Annotated in this window: 21 protein-coding genes; 18 read left to right on the top strand and 3 right to left on the bottom strand. The window is 40.6% G+C overall.

Annotated features, from left to right (window positions below; all coding sequences use genetic code 11):
• Positions 1-23: 23 nt before the first annotated feature.
• The 4 genes from IFU39_RS03595 (at position 24) to IFU39_RS03580 (ending at position 2,919) form a co-directional block, all read left to right on the top strand.
• The gene (locus tag IFU39_RS03595) at positions 24-752 is read left to right on the top strand and encodes a DsbA family oxidoreductase (protein ID WP_192131308.1); all 729 of its coding nucleotides are present in this window, start codon (positions 24-26) and stop codon (positions 750-752) included.
• 61 nt (positions 753-813) lie between these two features.
• Positions 814-1,329, top strand: a complete 516-nt coding sequence (locus IFU39_RS03590) for an OsmC family protein (RefSeq protein ID WP_076334291.1) — start codon at positions 814-816, stop codon at positions 1,327-1,329.
• Between the two features lie 118 nt (positions 1,330-1,447).
• Positions 1,448-2,638, top strand: a complete 1,191-nt coding sequence (locus tag IFU39_RS03585; RefSeq protein ID WP_149847181.1) for a MalY/PatB family protein — start codon at positions 1,448-1,450, stop codon at positions 2,636-2,638.
• Between the two features lie 125 nt (positions 2,639-2,763).
• Positions 2,764-2,919 (top strand): fibronectin type III-like domain-contianing protein, encoded by a 156-nt coding sequence (locus IFU39_RS03580; protein ID WP_105598984.1) that lies wholly within the window; start codon positions 2,764-2,766, stop codon positions 2,917-2,919.
• Between the two features lie 473 nt (positions 2,920-3,392).
• On the opposite strand, the gene IFU39_RS03575 is transcribed toward IFU39_RS03580, so the two are convergent.
• Positions 3,393-4,580: an ROK family protein gene (locus IFU39_RS03575; protein WP_192131306.1), complete on the bottom strand. Its 1,188-nt coding sequence runs from the start codon at positions 4,578-4,580 to the stop codon at positions 3,393-3,395.
• Between the two features lie 277 nt (positions 4,581-4,857).
• On the opposite strand from IFU39_RS03575, the gene IFU39_RS03570 reads away from it, so the two are divergent.
• From IFU39_RS03570 to IFU39_RS03550, 5 genes are all read left to right on the top strand, one after another.
• Positions 4,858-5,493, top strand: coding sequence for a chromate transporter (locus IFU39_RS03570; protein WP_192131304.1), 636 nt, complete (start codon positions 4,858-4,860; stop codon positions 5,491-5,493).
• A gap of 13 nt (positions 5,494-5,506) precedes the next feature.
• Positions 5,507-6,040, top strand: coding sequence for a chromate transporter (locus tag IFU39_RS03565; protein ID WP_105598987.1), 534 nt, complete (start codon positions 5,507-5,509; stop codon positions 6,038-6,040).
• A gap of 352 nt (positions 6,041-6,392) precedes the next feature.
• Positions 6,393-8,282, top strand: coding sequence for a beta-glucoside-specific PTS transporter subunit IIABC (locus IFU39_RS03560; protein WP_192131302.1), 1,890 nt, complete (start codon positions 6,393-6,395; stop codon positions 8,280-8,282).
• Positions 8,283-8,299: 17 nt separating this feature from the next.
• Positions 8,300-9,706 (top strand): glycoside hydrolase family 1 protein, encoded by a 1,407-nt coding sequence (locus IFU39_RS03555; RefSeq protein ID WP_192131300.1) that lies wholly within the window; start codon positions 8,300-8,302, stop codon positions 9,704-9,706.
• A gap of 93 nt (positions 9,707-9,799) precedes the next feature.
• Complete coding sequence (locus IFU39_RS03550; RefSeq protein ID WP_192131298.1) at positions 9,800-10,648, top strand: BglG family transcription antiterminator; 849 nt, start codon at positions 9,800-9,802, stop codon at positions 10,646-10,648.
• 252 nt (positions 10,649-10,900) lie between these two features.
• Here IFU39_RS03550 and IFU39_RS03545 read toward each other — a convergent pair whose 3' ends face one another.
• The gene (locus IFU39_RS03545; protein WP_192131297.1) at positions 10,901-11,866 is read right to left on the bottom strand and encodes a LacI family DNA-binding transcriptional regulator; all 966 of its coding nucleotides are present in this window, start codon (positions 11,864-11,866) and stop codon (positions 10,901-10,903) included.
• A gap of 143 nt (positions 11,867-12,009) precedes the next feature.
• Here IFU39_RS03545 and IFU39_RS03540 point away from each other — a divergent pair, with 143 nt between their 5' ends.
• Positions 12,010-13,332 (top strand): 6-phospho-beta-glucosidase, encoded by a 1,323-nt coding sequence (locus IFU39_RS03540; RefSeq protein WP_192131295.1) that lies wholly within the window; start codon positions 12,010-12,012, stop codon positions 13,330-13,332.
• 163 nt (positions 13,333-13,495) lie between these two features.
• On the opposite strand, the gene IFU39_RS03535 is transcribed toward IFU39_RS03540, so the two are convergent.
• Positions 13,496-14,170, bottom strand: coding sequence for a GntR family transcriptional regulator (locus IFU39_RS03535; protein ID WP_192131293.1), 675 nt, complete (start codon positions 14,168-14,170; stop codon positions 13,496-13,498).
• A 225-nt stretch (positions 14,171-14,395) separates the two neighbouring features.
• On the opposite strand from IFU39_RS03535, the gene ytxJ reads away from it, so the two are divergent.
• The 8 genes from ytxJ to IFU39_RS03495 all read left to right on the top strand — a co-directional run bounded on the left by ytxJ (position 14,396) and on the right by IFU39_RS03495 (position 18,809).
• The gene (gene ytxJ, locus IFU39_RS03530) at positions 14,396-14,734 is read left to right on the top strand and encodes a bacillithiol system redox-active protein YtxJ (RefSeq protein ID WP_192131291.1); all 339 of its coding nucleotides are present in this window, start codon (positions 14,396-14,398) and stop codon (positions 14,732-14,734) included.
• Between the two features lie 41 nt (positions 14,735-14,775).
• Complete coding sequence (locus IFU39_RS03525; protein WP_192131289.1) at positions 14,776-15,240, top strand: DinB family protein; 465 nt, start codon at positions 14,776-14,778, stop codon at positions 15,238-15,240.
• 36 nt (positions 15,241-15,276) lie between these two features.
• Complete coding sequence (locus IFU39_RS03520) at positions 15,277-15,768, top strand: OsmC family protein (protein WP_105598995.1); 492 nt, start codon at positions 15,277-15,279, stop codon at positions 15,766-15,768.
• A 40-nt stretch (positions 15,769-15,808) separates the two neighbouring features.
• Positions 15,809-16,150 carry a thioredoxin family protein gene (locus IFU39_RS03515; RefSeq protein WP_192131287.1) on the top strand — a complete coding sequence of 114 codons (342 nt, stop codon included), beginning with the start codon at positions 15,809-15,811 and terminating at the stop codon, positions 16,148-16,150.
• A 141-nt stretch (positions 16,151-16,291) separates the two neighbouring features.
• The gene (locus tag IFU39_RS03510) at positions 16,292-16,972 is read left to right on the top strand and encodes a hypothetical protein (protein ID WP_105598997.1); all 681 of its coding nucleotides are present in this window, start codon (positions 16,292-16,294) and stop codon (positions 16,970-16,972) included.
• Positions 16,973-17,023: 51 nt separating this feature from the next.
• Positions 17,024-17,728, top strand: coding sequence for a cytochrome c biogenesis CcdA family protein (locus IFU39_RS03505; RefSeq protein ID WP_105599162.1), 705 nt, complete (start codon positions 17,024-17,026; stop codon positions 17,726-17,728).
• A gap of 16 nt (positions 17,729-17,744) precedes the next feature.
• Positions 17,745-18,308, top strand: coding sequence for a redoxin domain-containing protein (locus tag IFU39_RS03500; protein WP_192131285.1), 564 nt, complete (start codon positions 17,745-17,747; stop codon positions 18,306-18,308).
• Positions 18,309-18,410: 102 nt separating this feature from the next.
• The gene (locus IFU39_RS03495) at positions 18,411-18,809 is read left to right on the top strand and encodes a rhodanese-like domain-containing protein (protein ID WP_192131283.1); all 399 of its coding nucleotides are present in this window, start codon (positions 18,411-18,413) and stop codon (positions 18,807-18,809) included.
• Positions 18,810-18,994 lie beyond the last annotated feature (185 nt).

Raw genomic sequence — 18,994 nt, 5'->3', positions numbered from 1 at the left:
TTAACTGAAACGGGAGGATACACATGAATATTGAAATCTGGTCAGACATCGCATGTCCATTTTGCTATATAGGTAAACAAAATCTGGAGAAAGCTCTAGAAGGATTGCCTTATAAAGATAAAATTAATATTGAATACAAGAGCTTTGAACTTGATCCGTCCGCTTCCTCATATGATGGAACAAGTTTTGCAGATAAATTAGCCCCTAAGTTCGGTGGAAGAAAACAAGCGAAAGAATTCATGAGTCACTTGACTCAACAAGCCCATAGCGTAGGATTATCTTTTCAATTAGACACTCTAAAACCTACCAATACACTGGATTCCCATCGTTTATTAAAATGGGCAAAAACGAAAGGCAAAGAAACAATGCTAAATGAAAAATTACTTGTCGCACATTTCACTGAATCAAGAGATGTAGGAGATTATAATACCTTGGCCGATATTGCAGAAGCCGTTGGATTAGAGAGAGAAGAAGCCCTTGGAATCTTGAATACGAAGGATATCTATGCAGATCAAGTACGAAAAGATCAGGATGAGGCTCGTCGAGTTGGGATTACCGGGGTGCCGTTCTTTATATTCAATCAAAAATACGCAGTTTCAGGGGCACAGCCGACAGAATCGTTTTCTCAAGTGTTGGAGAAAGTGTGGGAAGAAGAGCATCCGGCAGCTAAGTTTGAAATGCTTTCTGATGAAACCACTAGTGAAGGATTATGTACGGATGAAGGGTGTGCGATCCCGCCTAAGAAGTCATAAAGAACAAGCAAAAATTTAATTAAATTCGAATAAGTAAAATATATAATAGAGGACCTTAAACATGAGTAAATTGAATGGTGTAAATGTGAGTATGCTTGGAAGCTTGGTGGAAAATTATAAGAAACATCCAGAAGAGGCGATTACAAGTTTTGCTTCTACAGTAAAATGGAAAGATGGCTTTTACTCTGAAGCCGAGGTTGGGGACTATAAGCCGGTACCTATGGATGAACCAGAATGGCTATCCGGAACGGGAAAAGGGCCAAATCCAGTTGAGCTTCTGTTAAGTGCGCTTGGCGGTTGTGTAGGTGTTGGATTCATTGCAACAGCTAGTGGTGTGGGGATTAAAGTACAATCTCTGGAAGTTGATGTTACGGGAGAAATAGATCCATATGTTTTCTTCGGATTAAAAGAAGGAAATCCTGGCTTTGATGAAATAAATGTTCGTTTCAATGTAGACAGTGACGCAGATGAAGCACAGGTTCAAATGTTGATAGCAAAAGCCATTGAAAGATCACCTGTGAAAAACACCATTGAAAGAAACGTTAAAGTGACTTCGACGTACACACTTAATAGTTAAACCTTGGATACTTGATTTTCTTACAAGAAGCGTGGACATTATGCGAGAAACACATAGCATAATGTCTACTTTTTTAAATGCTAGGATAAAAGTCTTGCAGTAGGAGTGGATAAAACAGATGAAATACGATTTTGATGAAATCATTGATCGAAAAAATACTAATGCGATGAGTACAGACGGTTTTAAAGAATACATTTTTAAGGCATCTAATGATATGACGTTCCCTTTTAAAGATGATGAATTTATTCGCATGTGGGTTGCTGATATGGAATTTGCGACTCCACCTGAAATCATTCAATCTGTTAAAGATCGTTTAGATAAACGAACTTTGGGCTATACCAAAGTATTTGATCCTGACTACTATCTTTCGGTTGTTCAATGGACACAAGATCACTATGATTGGAGCTTTCAAAAAGAACATTTGGTCACTTCACCTGGTATTATTCCCGCGTTATATGAGTTGATTGAGTACATTTGTAAACCAGACGAAAAGGTTTTAATTGTTACCCCATCATACGCATATTTCAAGCATGCTGTAGACTTCAATCATCTGGAACTGGTGACCTCTGATTTAGTGAATCAACAGGGATACTATACGATGGATTATGATGATATCGAATTAAAAGTGCGTGATGAAAAGGTAAGCTTATGTATTTTTTGCAATCCTCATAATCCCACAGGACGTGTTTGGACACCAGAAGAACTGAGTAAGTTTGGCGAAATATGTCTCGAAAATGACGTTATGATTATTTCAGATGAAATTCATTGTGATTTGCTTAGAAATGATATGGTTCATACACCTTTGGCAAAGATCTTTCCAAATACAGACAAGATCATCTCCTGTATGGCTCCAAGCAAGACTTTTAATATGGCAGGGATGATGCTATCCAATATCATCATTCCCAATGATGAAGTCAGAGCGTTGTGGAAGGCACGACACTACAGTATGGAAAATCCACTAAGCATAGCTGCAACACAGGCAGCTTATCAACATGGTGATGAGTGGCTGAGACAATTAAAAACTTACTTAGATGATAATTTTCTTTTTACGCAGCAATATTTAGAAAATCATCTACCTCAGGCTGTATTCCGTGTCCCAGAGGCTACTTATCTTGCATGGGTGGATATCCGTGCATATCTTCCTAATGAAGAAAACATGTCTTTATATTTTGCGAACAATGCAGGAGTGCTACTGGAAGGCGGAAGTATGTTCGTAGCCAATGCTGATGGTTATATTCGGCTTAATCTGGCATGCCCGAGAGCGACTTTAGAGGAAGGGCTAAAGAGAATATGTGAAGTTTTGTATTAGCAGAAAGCCAAAACATACACATGGTAGTAATACTCCTTTTAGTTGGAAAGATTAAGTCCATCTTAAAAGATTTTTATCTTATCTACTATAAGGGGATATTACCATTGAGCTACCCTTTATCATGATTGTCAGACAACCGTCAGCGTTCTGAAAAAGAACTTAAAGGTTTTGCCGAGGTTTCACTTGAGCCAAATGAGGAGAAGACAGATACCTTCACTTTAGATAAACGAAGCTTTGCAGAATGGATTTTTCGCACCCGTCGCTGGAGAGGACGGAATTAGCTGAACCATTATTGATAAAATGGCGATGATGGTTAAAATTGTACGATTTTTTTTAGAGGAATTCTGCCTGTTGAGAATGTAAATACTTCACCAGACATACACAACAATGAGTCCATATGTTCAATATGGCTTCTTTTTAATGTAAGGAGCTGTGAAACAACATCCGATAAGAGGTATTATTGCTCGTTAGAGGTATTGATCACTCAGGGTGCTGTGAGATATTAATGGGGGGGTATAGCACTATTCTGTTCCGCTCGATAATGCCCCAGCGGGTGACATCTGCAAATTCACATATAGGATTGATTGGCGTTAAGCCACTCGACCTGCGCGGTATACTCATTTCTCAATTAGAAAGTAAATAAAAGCTCATGATTATTAGGAAAGTCGGCTCATTAGCATGTATAAAAATCAAAAAAACTCTGTATTAATCCCTGAGCGGTGGGAACAGAGTTTTGCATTTATTTAACGTTTGTTTACTTCTCCCAACTTTGCATAATCTGGAGTGCGGCTCCAGTCACCACGGCTTCCTCTTTAAGAATACCCGGAGTAAAAATCGGATTGTATTTAGGATAATGGTATATATTTTTTCGGGCAACCTGTATTGCCGTATGATATACTATCGGGTCAGCATTAATAAGTGCTCCACCCATAATGACATATTCGGGATGAACAGTATTGATCAAATTGGCAAGCCCAACTCCCAGATAGGAAGCTGTTTCAATGAACAGCTCTCTTACCAGAGCGTCTTCCTGTTTCAACGCATTAACAAGAGAAGGAAAATTAACACATTCAGGTGGGATGATCGAAAGCGAGCTTTCGCGTCCTATTTTAAGATGAGACTGTACACGCTCTTCAAGTGAAGGAACAGATACATATGCCTCTAGAGATCCGTAATTCCCCTTGTCACTGAGTCTAGGTCCTCCTGTTTGAATGATCATTTGGCCGATCGCTCCTTCAGTGTCAGCAGCACCACGCAAAATCTGACCTCCAGACATAATCGACGATCGTATGTTCACTCCGGCATGGACATACAGCATATGCTCACAAGCTTCATTTCGGAGCGCCCAATGCTCTGCAAGCAAGGCAGTGTTTGCACCGTTATCGAGTTGTGTAGGGATATTAAGTTCCTTTTCCAGCAACTTGCATATAGGAACATTACTCCAAGAATCGGAAGGGAAATATTCTGGCTCTAATATAATACCCTTTTTAGGATCCAAAGGGCCTACTGCACCGATCCCCATCCCCAGAATTTGTTCATGAGCTATATGGTGATGATGTAGCATTTTATTTGATTCGTTCACCACCAGTTCCACTAAACGCTCTGGCGTGAGGCTATGGTCCATCTCCCAACGAACAGCAGATAATCGGTTGAGATGGAGATCAAATAGGCCCAGTGAGGAACTGATGCGTGAGATTTCCAAACCCATAAGATAGCGATAATGTGGGTTTGTTTGAAAGAGTATGGGTTTACGCCCTCCAGTTGATGTACCAAGTCCGGAGACAAGTATAAGTTTTTGAGCTAGCATGTCTTCGAGCATACGAGTCATGCTACTACTCGTGATTGAGAAATATTCTAGCAAATCTGCTTTGGAGACTGTTTCAAGAAAAGCGATTCGATCATAAATTTGCTTCTTAATTGAAAAATGGGAATGATTCAACATTATATTCTGCTCCATTTCCAAGTGAATGAGTCGGGATATATTTAGTATAGCTGATGGAAGACTGGTTTTCCAGCTAATGTTATAGGAATAATGAAGTTTATCCTATATTGAATTTAACTAAGTTATTTTAATCGGAATTTTTTGAATAATATAATATGAATTGTTGAAAAAATCACAATTTACGCATTCTAAGTATTTACTTTATTCCAAAATGGAATTAACGTGTTATAATATTAGATATCAAATATGTAAGAGTTTTATGAAACGGAGGTACCATATGAGTGTAAAACAAAAGGAATACATTAAAATGCTTACACAACTGTTTGTTGTTTTTTTTAAGTTGGGCCCCTCAACTTTCGGGGGAGGATATGCAATGATTACAGCAATTGAGCGGGAAATTGTGGATAAGAAAGCATGGCTAAAACCTAATGAGGTGGGGGATATGATATCCGTTTCTGCATCCGCACCTGGGGGTGTAGTTGTAAACTCAGCTGCTTTCGTCGGATACAGGCTCGCAGGAATAATGGGTGCGATTATCTCCGTCATTGCTATAACACTACCGACCTTTTTAATTGTGCTAAGTCTCAGTATCTTGGGCATGATGTTTCAAGATGTTTCCAAGGTGAATGCAGCTCTAAAAGGAGTTCATGCTGCAATTGTTGCATTAATCATTGTGGCCGCATTCAAAGTGGGTAAGACATCCATAATGGATTCATCCACATTGTTTATTGCAGGTCTAAGCACCCTTCTACTGCTTTTCACATCGCTTCACTCTTTATATCTGATTCTTGGAGGTCCAATTGTGGGCGTGACTATTATTTCAATTAAACGTGCTCTTGGTCTTTCGGCCCCAACAGAGAAGGAAGCAAAAAGTCATCCGTCAGAACTAAATTATCCTGAATATTACATCTGAAGGTGTTGATCGCATGTTGTGGGAATTGTTTATCTTATTTTTGAAAATTGGATCTCTTTCATTTGGTGGGGGGTATGCAGTAATAACTCTCATTCAACGCGAAGTGACTGAAAAAGGATGGATTAAGCCAGAACAGTTTCAAGATATTGTTGCATTAGCTGGGATGGCCCCAGGTTCCATTGCTACGAATACTGCAACTCTAATCGGTTACTCTCAAATGGGCATCTTAGGTGGGATCATATCTACTATTGGGATAATTTTGCCCTCTCTTGTTATAGTCATCCTCTTTGCAGCTTTTTTTCTCCGCGTACAAAGCAATCATTGGGTCCGATCTTCGTTTTATGGACTGCGTCCAATCATTACAGGACTTATCATTTATGCTGCGATCCACTTTGGAATTGGAGGGCATAAGGAACCATTGTTTAGCTGGTCAACCTTCGGGATGCTTGTCATTTGTGTCAGCAGTCTCATCGCGGTAACTAAATACAAGATCCATCCATTCGCAGTAATCTTGTTATCAGCAGTAGGCGGTATTGTTATATATTGATAGATATTCCGGGCTGAACAGATATGTAATAAAGCACTCATGAAGAACAAACGGACCCTTTCTACGATGAAAAGATAAGGAGTATTAAGAACCGTATATTGGGTCAAAGATCGACTAGAAATATACGCTTAACGTATGCTCAATGAAACCGCTTGTATTTTGATTATCGCCCGGTTATAATACAATAAACAAAAGAATAACCGGACATGTCACTGGTAAAGCAGGCAGGATCCATAAAGATTAGATAACACTTTGAAGTGCTATCTAATTTTTAGAGGATACCTGTCTTTTTTGTTTTTGTTTATTGTATGGCCGAACAATAAATGCACATATCCACCGAGGGGGAACGAGAATGAATTATGAAAAAACGGCAAAAGATATTCTGAATTATGTAGGTGGGAAACAGAATGTAGCTCATTTAGGGCATTGTGCAACACGATTACGATTTACTCTGAAGGATGATCGTCAAGCGGATGTTGAAGCGATCAAGAAAGTGCCAGGCGTACTTGATGTCGTTAACAAAGGTCAATTTCAAGTTGTCGTAGGTAATACTGTCGTTGAAGTTTATGATGAACTGGTGAAAGCAGGCAATTTTGAGGGTGGGACAGGAGACGAGGCTGATGCCAAGTCAAATGATTCCAAACGGGAGAAAAAGAAAATCGGATCAATGATTCTTGATTTTTTTGTTAGTGTATTCCAACCTTTGATTCCAGCCATGGCTGGAGCAGGGATACTAAAATCCATACTGTTATTGTTATCCGTCATTGGGTTGATCGATCCAAAAGATTCAACGTATGTCGTCTTAACTTCCATTAGCGGTGCAGTTTTTTATTTCTTGCCTATTTTGGTGGCGCTTACTGCGGCTGCAAAACTAAAAGTTAATCATGTGGTTGCAGCTGCTGCTATGAGTGTTCTGCTGTTCCCCGACATGATTGCGAATTTAGGGAGTGGGGCTAGTTTCCTTTCTATTCCTTTAACTAATGTAAATTATGCCTCGCAAGTTTTTCCATCGATCTTAGGCGTTATATTCTATGCCTTTATGGAAAGATTTTTCTTTAAAGTATCACCTAAGCCGATTCGGGTCTTTTTCGTGCCGATGATGTCCTTGCTTCTAACGGTTCCTGTGACTCTGGGTGTTTTAGGCCCACTTGGTTTTCATTTGGGAACGTATTTAACAGCCGCTATACTCTTTTTATTTTCTAATTTCGGTTGGGTTGCCGTCGGCATTTTGGCAGCACTCCTTCCGTTTATGATTGCTACTGGTATGCATAAAGCACTGACGCCATACGTTATTTCCGCCATAGCTGCCTCTGGCAAGGAACTTCTCCTGTTGCCTGCTTTATTCGCACATAATATGGCTGAAAGCGCGGCAAGTTTTGCCGTGGCGATTCGCACAAAGGATACGAGACTAAGAGGAGTCGCTGTGTCATCTGCTATTTCCGCTATGTTTGGTATTGCGGAGCCAGCCCTATACGGAGTTACGCTACAACGAAAGCGTGTACTCACAAGTATTGTTATCTCCAGTTTGATTGGCGGATTGAGTCTTGGATTGCTTGGAGTAGCGGGTAGTACGGTAGTGAGTCCAAGCTTGGCTAGCATCTCGATGTTTATTGATCCAAGCAACAAAATGAATTTTGTATACGCGATCTTGGGTTTGGTTATTTCTTATGTTCTCTCTTTTGTGCTTACGTTATTTTTGTGGAAAGACGATGCTCAGCGACCAGGTGAATCGAATGCCGTGGATAACAAAGAATCAACGAAGAGCATGAATACGGTGGTTAGAAGCAAAGAAGTAGTTGCCATCAAACAGCCTGTTCAGGGGAAAATTATTCCTCTTACAGAAGTAAATGATGATGTGTTTTCAACCAAATCGATGGGAGAAGGGATAGCCGTCATTCCTTCGAAAGGCGAACTCTATGCCCCAACGGACGGGATCATTAAAATGGTATTCCGTACTCAACATGCTGTCGCGATGGAAACAGCCAATGGAAGCGAAGTGCTCTTCCACATTGGCATTGACACGGTGAAATTAAAAGGAAAGTTTTTTGAGTCCCAGGTCAAAATCGGAGACCAGGTAAAAGCAGGAGATATACTCGTCAAGTTTGACATCGAAGGAATCATTGAAGCGGGGTATGATCCCGTATTGATAACTGTCGTTACAAGCAGAGAGGGCTACGATGTCCAATGTGCAGAGGGCAACCGTAAAGATAATGATCCTTTAATGTTTATAACTACTATATAAATGGAGGGGAAGTAATAATGAAACAAGGATTTCCGAATGATTTCTTATGGGGCGGCGCAACAGCCGCCAACCAGTGTGAAGGAGCATTTTTAAAAGACGGTAAAGGGTTAAGTACGGCTGATGTAATGACTTCAGGGGATGTGGATTCTCCCAGAAAAATAACTGAAAGTATTAAGGAAGGCGAATACTATCCGAGTCATGTAGGTATTGATCACTACAATCGTTTTAAGGAAGATCTTTCTTTGTTTGCCGAGATGGGATTTAAGTGTTATCGCCTGTCCATTAATTGGACACGTATTTTCCCTAATGGAGACGAAAAAGCTCCAAATGAGGCGGGATTAGAATATTACGATCGAGTATTCGATACATGCAGAGCATACGGGATTGAGCCGTTGGTCACAATATCCCATTTCGAAACACCACTTGGATTGTTGAAATATGGTTCGTGGGAAAATCGCAAGGTAGTTGACTTTTATTTAAACTACTGTCAAGTTATTTTTAATCGCTATAAAGGCAAGGTAAAGTACTGGATTACATTTAATGAGATTAATGTTATGTCAACTAAGTCCTGGATGGCTGGGGGGATTAATTCGGATGATGAGCAGACAAGAATGACTGCAGCCTATCATCAGTTTCTAGCTAGCGCTAAGGCTGTTCAGCTTGCGCATGCGATTGATCCGGAAAATAAAGTCGGAATGATGTATGCTGGACACTTTTCGTATCCCACCAGTTGTGATCCCGAAGATATGCAAGCTAATGCTGATTTCATGCAGAAGATGTTGTTTTATTGCGACGTACAATGTCGAGGTTATTATCCGGCATACAAGTTAAAGGAATTTGAACGGCAGGGGATTGTTTTGCCTATTCTGGAAGATGATTTGGAACAATTATTGAAAGGAAAAGTTGACTTTCTGTCGTACAGTTATTACTTAACACATGTCGTCGGGAAGGACACCAGTACAGAGTTTAAAGGACTAAATGGAGTGAAAACAGGATACACAAACCCTTATCTGCCAACAACAGAATGGGGATGGACTATCAATCCGATGGGACTTCGGTATTCGTTAAATCTACTCTATGACCGCTATCAAATTCCGCTGATGATCGTGGAGAATGGAATGGGCGCGGTAGACAAAGTCGAGGAAGACCGGAGTATCCATGATTCGTATCGAATCGATTATTTGCGCCAACATATAGAGCAGATGAAAAAGGCCATTGAGATCGACGGTATTCCTGTAATGGGGTATACCATGTGGTCACCGATCGATATTATCTCGGCGAGCACGGGTGAAATGAAGAAAAGATACGGACTAATATATGTGGATGTGGATGATTATGGAAATGGGACATTTCAACGAATCAGGAAAGACTCGTTCTTTTGGTATCAGCAAGTGATTCAGTCGAATGGTAGCGATCTCGGTTAATGATGTTGTTCGTAATCGCCTTGTTCTTTGTGTAGATTGCTATCTAAATCGTTTAAATTCCCTTTAGATTAGTGAAATGGAAGAGGTGATCAAATGAAGAAGATAAAAAAAGTATTGAATTCAAATGTGGTTTTAGCAGAGGATCAGCAAAAAAATGAATTTATCCTTCTGGGCAAAGGCATTGGATACGGAAGGAAAATGGGGACTGCTATTGAGGAGCATCAAGCAGATCAAATTTTCATTCCCGTCGAAAACATTAAAGTTAAAGAATTTCTTGGTCTTCTGGACACCATTTCTCCAGTGTTTGTGGAACTAACACAAAAGATCGTAACGTATGCGGAGAAAGAGCTTTCGGTTACCCTTAACGCGAGTGTTTATTTTATGCTGATGGACCATTTGAGTTTTGCGGTGGAAAGGCACAAGAAAAACATCAATATAACAAATCGGGTATATTGGGAAATCAAAACTTATTATCCCAAAGAATATAAAGTGGGCGTGTTTGCTCTTCAGCTGATGAATCAAACTCTACAAACGGATCTACCTGTTGAGGAAGCAGCTAATATTGCTTTTCATTTAATTAATGCTCAAGGGGAGCACAGTGACTCTTCCGACGGAATGAAATTTGCCAAGATGATCGGAAGCATCGTTAACCTGGCTAAGTATACGTTTAATATTGAGATGGACGATGATAATGTTCATTACAGTCGGTTTATCACCCATATCAAATTTTTTGTGGAACGATTTTATTCAGGTCAGATGTTGAATGATGAAAGCCACGTTCTATTCGAGCATATCGCTTGCTTGCATCCTGAGGCCATGTCAGGGGCATTTAAGATCCGAGAATATATTGAGCAAGTTTACGGAAAAGCTGTGCCAAACGAAGAGTTGGCATACCTCGCAGTACATCTGCATAGGTTAATTAACTACAATCAGCTCGGGTGACTGAATTTTCAAAATGAGTAACCACTAAATCGTACTGCCGATTTAGTGGTTTTTCGTATGTTTTTCTGGGAGAACCCAAAAACTCCATCGGATTCCATATGGCTTTCAGAATTGTGGCAAGCCAGTGCGAACCGGCAAAAGCAAGGCTACCTGTACTCACACCTTCTAGATAGAAACGACCAAGTGAGAGAAAAAGTCCAATTAAACTCCAGATCATTTCATAAAAAATGTGGGGTGATAATATTGTGATAGTCATGTTGATTGTCGTTCAACTAAAGTATATTTCAGAGGGATTAACTCTTTGGTAGTGGTATCAAGCATGTTTTGAATAATCGTGAAAGCATTCTCTGCTTGCTGATCAACTGGATAATGAATTGTCGTCAAATCGAATAAATGAGCCACCTCGGTATTATCAAATCCGATGATCCCAACGTCCCCTGGAACCGAAAATTTATTCCTCCGTAGTTCAGTAATACATCCGGCTGCAACCTCATCATTAGCACAAAAAATAGCATCAGGTCTTTTTGTTTGTGCAATCCACCATTTTGCAAGTTCTTCTCCGTCTCGCACATAAACTTTATCCTGAAAATTCGGGAAGTCCACCGTCAATTTATATTTGGCAATAAAGTCAGCGTATGCTCTCATGCGCTCTTTTGTGTTAAGTCCGTTAGATATGGGATATACACTAAGGATCTTTCTGTATCCTTTGAAGTATAAGTGTTCGAGTCCAATCCCATATGCTTCGTATTGATCCATAAACACAGAGGGGATATTACTATTTTCAAGCCGCTGCCATGTGACGATTGGGCCGTATTTGGTATAGGATTCGATAACATTCCATTCATTGCTTCGGAGCACGCATACTATTGCGTCCAGTTGTTTCCGCTTCAGCATTTCGAGTGCCACCAGTTCTTTCTCTGCCTGGCCATTCGTAATGAATAGAGTAATGTTGAATCCGTGTTTCTCGGCAGACTGGGTGAAGGCCTGCATGAATCTGATAAGAAGCGGATTGAATGCGACTGCAACAATTCCAATCAAACAGGTAGCGCCCTTTTTTAGAGTTATTGCATTGCCGTTAGGTACATAATCCAGTTGTTCTATGAGTTCAATTACTTTCTTTCTGGTTGATTCGCTTACGTGCGGATGTCCATTAATAACGCGTGAAATGGTTGCTGTAGATACGCCTGCCAAACGAGCGATTTCTTGAATATTTGCCATTGGAATCCACCTCTTTGTTGTATTTTTGCCATCTCAATGAGCTTATAAAATAAATCGTGGAATGGATGCTTGACATGTAATGCATTACACAATTTACGATACAACTATGATTCAGAAAACACTTACATCAGGAGGTAATAGATATGAAAAAAGGATTAAAGATTGTAACAATCGGCGGTGGTTCCAGCTATACACCGGAACTCATGGAAGGATTTATCAAACGTCATCATGAACTTCCTGCCAAAGAATTATGGCTTGTGGACATCGAGGCGGGGAAGGAAAAACTCGAGGTCGTTGGTGCCATGGCTAAGCGTATGGTAAAAGCCGCAGGAATCGACTGTGAAGTTCATTTATCGCTAGATCGCCGGGAAGCATTAAAGGATGCTGACTTTGTAACTACACAGCTTAGAGTAGGGCAGATGGATGCCCGGATCAAGGACGAAACCATTCCCAATAAATATGGAATGATTGGACAAGAAACAAATGGGGCAGGAGGCATGCTTAAAGCTTTTCGAACCATTCCGGTCATTTTAGATATTGTTAATGACATGAAAGAACTCTGTCCGGATGCATGGCTCATTAACTTCACCAATCCTGCAGGCATGGTGACGGAAGCGGTCCTCCGTTACGGAAAGTGGGACAAAGTGATCGGACTATGCAATGTTCCCATTATGTCCACCAAAATTGAATCAGCCGTATTGGAAAAACAGGAGGAAGAATTGTTCTTCAAATTTGCGGGCATTAACCATCTGCACTGGCACAAGATTTACGATAAGTCAGGACAAGATCTTACCCTTGAAGCAATCGATAAAATGTACGGACCGGAAGCCAAAGCGGATAAAATGGTTGAGAATATCAAAAATATGCGATTTTTGCACGAACAGGTACTCCAACTGGAAATGCTTCCTTGTCCATACCACCGTTATTACTACATGACGGATGCCATGATACAGGAAGAGCTGGAAGAAGTAAACACAGTAGGTAGTCGCGGTCAAGTCGTTAAACAGTTGGAAGAAAGCCTTTTTGAACTTTACAGGAATCCGACGCTGGATTACAAACCGAAAGAGCTGGAAAAAAGAGGTGGTGCGCATTATAGTGATGCTGCATGTGAGATCATCAATTCCATTTATAACGATAAAGGGACTCAAATGGTTGTAAGCACTCGGAACAACGGGGCAATCAGTGATCTGCCGCCTGAGAGTGCGATTGAAATTACAAGCATGATTACTTCTCACGGTGCAGAACCTTTACATTTCGGCTCATTCCCTCCCGCACAACGAGGATTGTTACAAGTAATGAAAGCAATGGAAGAACTCACTATAGAAGCCGCTGTGACAGGCGATTATGCTACGGCATTACAAGCATTCACCATGAATCCGCTTGTTCAAAGTGGCGACACAGCAAAGGCCTTGCTCGATGAGTTGCTTGAAGCCCACCGAACTTATTTGCCACAGTTTCATCAATAAAGTAAAAATGGTTAACAAGCTCACGAATATTCATCAGCATTAGTCACCTGATTACACAGAATATCCCTGAATTCAACGGGTTGGATTAATTCGTACCGAATTCAAGGATATTCTGATTAATTGCTTTACATAAAAAAGTAAATCCAATCGTATACGTTTGCTCTTATTGCAATAGCATGTCGAATAACAGAGTCACATCTTGGGACGAGCTTACAGATATTATTTTTGTTTCTGAAGATCCAGCTTTCTTTTTTACAACTTCCGTCATTTGGTTCACGGTAACTACCACATCCGCTTTTTGTATAGCTTGAAAAAGCTCCTCGTCTGGTGATGAAATATCAATCGATTGAATGTCTGCCGATGAACGACGCTGGATTTCCTCCAGATAAAACAAGCAGGCCATAGTTTTGCATTCAATGAAAAGGTAACGCTTCTTCTTCTCGTGTTTGGCTCCAAATAATTGTGTATATGCAAATCCTGACAACATGACATTTTCTATATTGAAACCTTGTTCAAATGCGTCTTTTACGGTCTTCTCCACGAATGAAAAATAAGGATTTTGCTGCTTGAATTCCTTTATCCGTTCTTCATTAGCTATTCGAGTTCCTCGTCCTTTTTGCATGATCAGCAGTCCTTCTTCTTTGAGCTGTGAATATATCCACTGTATCGTGTTTCTATTAACAGAGAGCTGCTCCGCTAATTCATTCGTTGAAGGCAAAGCATCATCCGCTTTCAGAAAGTCTTTACTGATCAGCCATCTAATTTGTTCTCTAATTTGCACATTAATAGGCAGTGGAGATTGGGGATCTGTTTTGAAGGGCAAACGAGAATGTTCCATATAACCATCCAACTTTCTGGGTTAACTAGTGTTCTAGATAAGCTCAATATTAAAACAATCGTTCACAAAAATCAATGAAGGGCGTAAAACAATAGGAATAATGGTTTTATATGAGAACAGATCATCTTGACAAATATAAATCATTCGAATAACATTATCCTAGTTAACCAATTAACTATGTAACTAGACATCATGAAATGATTATTCTACTAAGGAGTGATTTTGTTGAACTGGAAAGAGATATCGACACTCGACCAATGGAAAGACGTATTGGAACAGTCGGATCAACGCGGAAAGATAATACTTAAGCATAGCACTACATGCCCAGTGAGTGCGAATGCACTAGCAGAATACGAACAGTACATCAAAGAGAGCCACACTGAAGACATTGATTTTTATCTTGTTAAGGTCTTTGAATCGCGACATGTGTCTAATCAAATTACTCAGGATCTTGATGTTAAACATGAATCTCCTCAAATTATCTATGTTAATAACAAAGAGAAATTTTGGACTGCCTCTCATTGGTCGATTACAAAAGAACACATAGCCGCTGTTTTGAACTAATAACTACTACTTTATAAACATAAAATGAAGGATGGTATACAATGAATTATTCACACTTTGCCAAACAGTTAGATATCACTCGCGGAAATTTATACAAAGTATTGGAATCGGTATCCGAAACTAGCGCCGACAAACAACCCGTCGGATTCAGTAACACGATACGTTGGAATGTTGGGCACATTCTTACAGTAGCTGAAATGTTTATTTTCAACAATCTCCAAACTTCTGGCCTACCTAAGGAATATACCAGCTTGTTCGCTCCCGGTACCAAACCCTCTGACTGGACAGGTGAGCTCATTCCGTTGTCAACATTACTTGCGCAGTTGCAGGATCAGGTTGTACGCATCAAACAACACATAGAGATTTATTCTGATGAAACCCTGCCAGAACCATTGAAATTGGGACCTGTTCTCCAATTGAATAGCATGGGGGAAGTGTGTAACTTAGCCCTGTATCACGAAGCGATGCATACGGGATTCATCCATGCCTTAAAGCGCATCGTCTAAGGGAAACTGACTGGATAATAAAAGGAGCTGATCGACATGGCCGATATGAAATCTAATTTGAACACTGCATGGTATAAAGACACTAAAGGTAGCGGTAGGCTGAAGGCAGATTATCTTAAAACAAATATCGCGATTCCCGAGTCTTCGGGAGGGAGTGGGGAAGGAGCCAATCCTAAAGAATTATTGGTTTCCTCTGCCACTACTTGTTACATCATGACACTCGTGTATATGTTGGAACAGAAGCAACTGTCAGTTACTGGAATAGTGATGAACACAGAGGCTGTAAATTCCAAAGAAGAAGGATTTCGAATTGTCCATCTTCCTCAAGTTATTTTGTCCGCGAATTCCACTGAAGAGCAGATTCAGTCTGTGCGCAAAATCATGATTAGCGCAGAGCAAGTGTGTGAAGTAGGAAATCTGCTCAAAAAAGCAGGTGTTCAGATTGAAGTAGAAGGCAAAGTAGAGATTGAATCTGGTACAGATGTAGTAAGTCAATACATTGAGGAAAATCAACTAAACTGGGATTGACGTTCATTCATAATGCAGGTTCGTCAGTGAGGATACAGATATGAAAGAAATGATGGAATTAACTTCGCTAGATATGGTGGAACGGTTTGTTAGTGAACATGAATTAAGTTTTTTATATGTATCTCAAACGAATTGCAGTGTTTGTCATGCATTGCTCCCTAAGATCAAAATGCTATTAGAAGAATATCCTAAGATTCAATTGGGGCATATCGACATTCACAATGTAGAGAGCATAGCAGAGAAATATATGATTTTCACAGCTCCGATCATGTTGCTGATCATAGAACAGAAGGAATATGTCATAGCAGATCGATTTGTTCGCTTTAACGAATTGAAGCATAAACTTGATCAGATATATGAACTGTACACCCAGTCCATGTAAACCCAATGAATCTGAACTCTTGGGAACGACAGCGGGCAAAAGTCACACTTAATCAAGCTGGCACCTATCAAATTTGGAGCCAGCTTGATTCATTTCCCTTGATTACTTGTGCCGGCTGTGCACTCGAATAGGAGATACGCCTTGGAGTCTATTACAATTGGTTCTTTCAATATTAGCTTGGAACTGCTGATCAGAAGTGCTTCCGTACTTGCAGGTTATTTTGTCTTAAAATGGCGTCTGCATGTACTGCGAAACGTTGAAGGAACTTCGATCGATCATCTCATGACAAACATTTTGATTGCAGGTCTCTTTATTTGGAAACTCAGCCCGCTGATTTTGGACTTTCAGCTGGTCATTCACGATCCGTTGTCCCTGATCTACTTTAACGGAGGAACAAATGGCCTCTGGATTGCTGCCTTGTATGGCTGCATCGTGTTGATGATTCATACGTGGAGAAAGAAATTTTCTTTCTTTATGTTCCCTGACCTCTTGCTGACGTTCTACCTGGCTTCATCAGCCTTGTATGGTCTGTTATATTTTATCCTTCTCCAAGGAGGAGTTCGATCTTTAGCGTTAGGCTTGCTCGGCTTGGTTATGGTCATCACTCAATTCAAATTCAGCAACCAACGTATGTTGTCTTTTCTAGGATTGGTAGTAACCGTCTTATGGTACAGCGTGGGCAGAGCAGTGATCGCCTTTGTGGACGGAAACAATGAATTTGTTTTACACGGAATTGCCGCTGAACAGCTTTTTTTTCTTAGTGCAGCATGCATCTCTTTTTTGACTAAAATCATGCTGGAGAGGCGAACCGAACACGATTGATTTTATTCCATGGGGGAATCTGGTCCGTGAAGGAGTGACGATTTGGAACAAGTGACGCTTTTAGTAGCATTTACAGCAGGTGCGCTTTCGTTTTTCTCCCCTTGTGTCTTCCCGCTTGTACCTGCTTATGTTTCACATATCTCGGATACAATGGTTGAAGTAGGAAGGATTGCGGCGAATCGGAAACAATTATTCCTCCGATCGATCGGTTTTATCCTTGGTTTTGGCGTTATTTTCGTATTTATGGGAGCTTCCGCTAGTGCCATTGGGAGTTTCATTTCTATGCGCAGGGAATTAATCGAGAAGTTCGGCGGTATTTTAATTATCGTATTCGGATTGCAGATGATGGGTTTGCTGAAACTCAAGTTATTGATGAATTCCAAGCCCTTGCAAAACGAAAAAAAATATGGTGGCTGGTTCGGTTCCTTTTTTCTCGGACTGGCCTTTGGTGCAGGTTGGACGCCGTGTGTAGGACTCGCATTATCCTCCATATTAATCTTGGCTGGTTCTTCTGAATCCCTATATCAAGGGATTGGTTTCTTAGCGGCTTATTCATTAGGCTTGGGTATTCCTTTTTTGCTTATTTCACTTTTAGTTACATTTTCGCTATCAATCGTTAAGCTCATTAATCGGGCCCTTCCTCTGTTGAGCATATTCAATGGAGCCATCATGGTGGCTTTGGGCATTATGCTGTATACCGGGAGTTTCCAACGATTAAGTGCAATGCTTGCCAAGTACTCATTTTTCAGTTTCTAATGGAGGACTACTGCTCGTGAAAAATATTCGTAATATGCTCGTTGGCGTTTTTCTGACAGGCTTGGTTGTATGGGGAGTCTACGATCATCTGCGCGAACAAAATGAATTGAAGTTTCATGATAACGCGAACGGTATCAACGGCATAGAAACAGGCATCCAGGTGGGCAAAATTGCACCAAATTTTGAGCTGGCATCCCTGGATAACGAAGAAATGTCGCTGACTGAATTGAAGGGAAAACGGGTTTTGCTGAATTTCTGGGCCACTTGGTGCCCGCCGTGTCGTGCCGAAATGCCACATATCGAGAAATTTCATGAAGAGTATAAAGATCAGAACGTTGTCGTCATAGGGATCAATTTGAGTTATACGGAAGATTCGATAGAGGAGGTGTCAACATTCCTTCGAAAATATAATGTAACCTTCCCTATTTTGAAAGATGAGAAGGCACGGGTAGCTGATTTATTTGCGATCCACTCGTACCCGACCACCTATATGATTGATTCCAGTGGGATTATTCGCCAAAAATTTCAAGGTGCAATTACGTACGATACGATGAAAACAGCGATGGATTCCATGAATTGAAACGCTTTTGGTAAGAAGGATGTCTGGCATTGTCACGTAGCTTGGGGAAAAAGTTCAAGCAAGTTTCAGGTCTTGCAATTTTGTGGAGGAAGGGATAGTACGATGACATTGATTTATATCTTATTGGGGCTGGCGGGTATATGGGGACTGACTCAACTATGGCCTCTGCGTTCCCTTACTTATATTAATATCGAGGACTTGGACCTCACTCAAGAACGTTGGGGAAAGGTGAAAATCCTGGATGTCAGAGACGCGAGCGAGTATTGGACTGGTCATATTCCGGGCACAATAAATATCTCGGTTGGCAGACTGCCTGTATTGTGGAGCAAACATATTGAGCCGCATGATGAAGTATTCATCTTTTCCCGCAGTTGGATTCAGCGAAAAAAAGCTGCCAGAATTCTGGCACGTCGGGGCTTTCGGCAGTTGTATGCTGCTAGAGGTGTTTTTCTTTCAACTAATAAGGGAAACGTGGCATCTCCGTGTCCATGTATGCAATGAAGCGTTTCATTAATGGCTGTGCAACAGATTTAAGGCAAAAACAAGCAGTTGAATAAATTAAAATGGTTATTGCTAAATCTTTCGTCCGCGGCTATAATGAGAATGCGAGTTAAGGATAGTGATTGTTTAATTACAAGCTAGACCTGCTTGCACATCGTGAATTTGCGCTATATTTAGCGTTTATT

The organism is Paenibacillus sp. CFBP 13594, assembly GCF_014842675.1.
In the GTDB taxonomy this organism is placed as follows: domain Bacteria; phylum Bacillota; class Bacilli; order Paenibacillales; family Paenibacillaceae; genus Paenibacillus; species Paenibacillus amylolyticus_B.
This window is presented reverse-complemented; position numbering and strand designations above follow the sequence as displayed.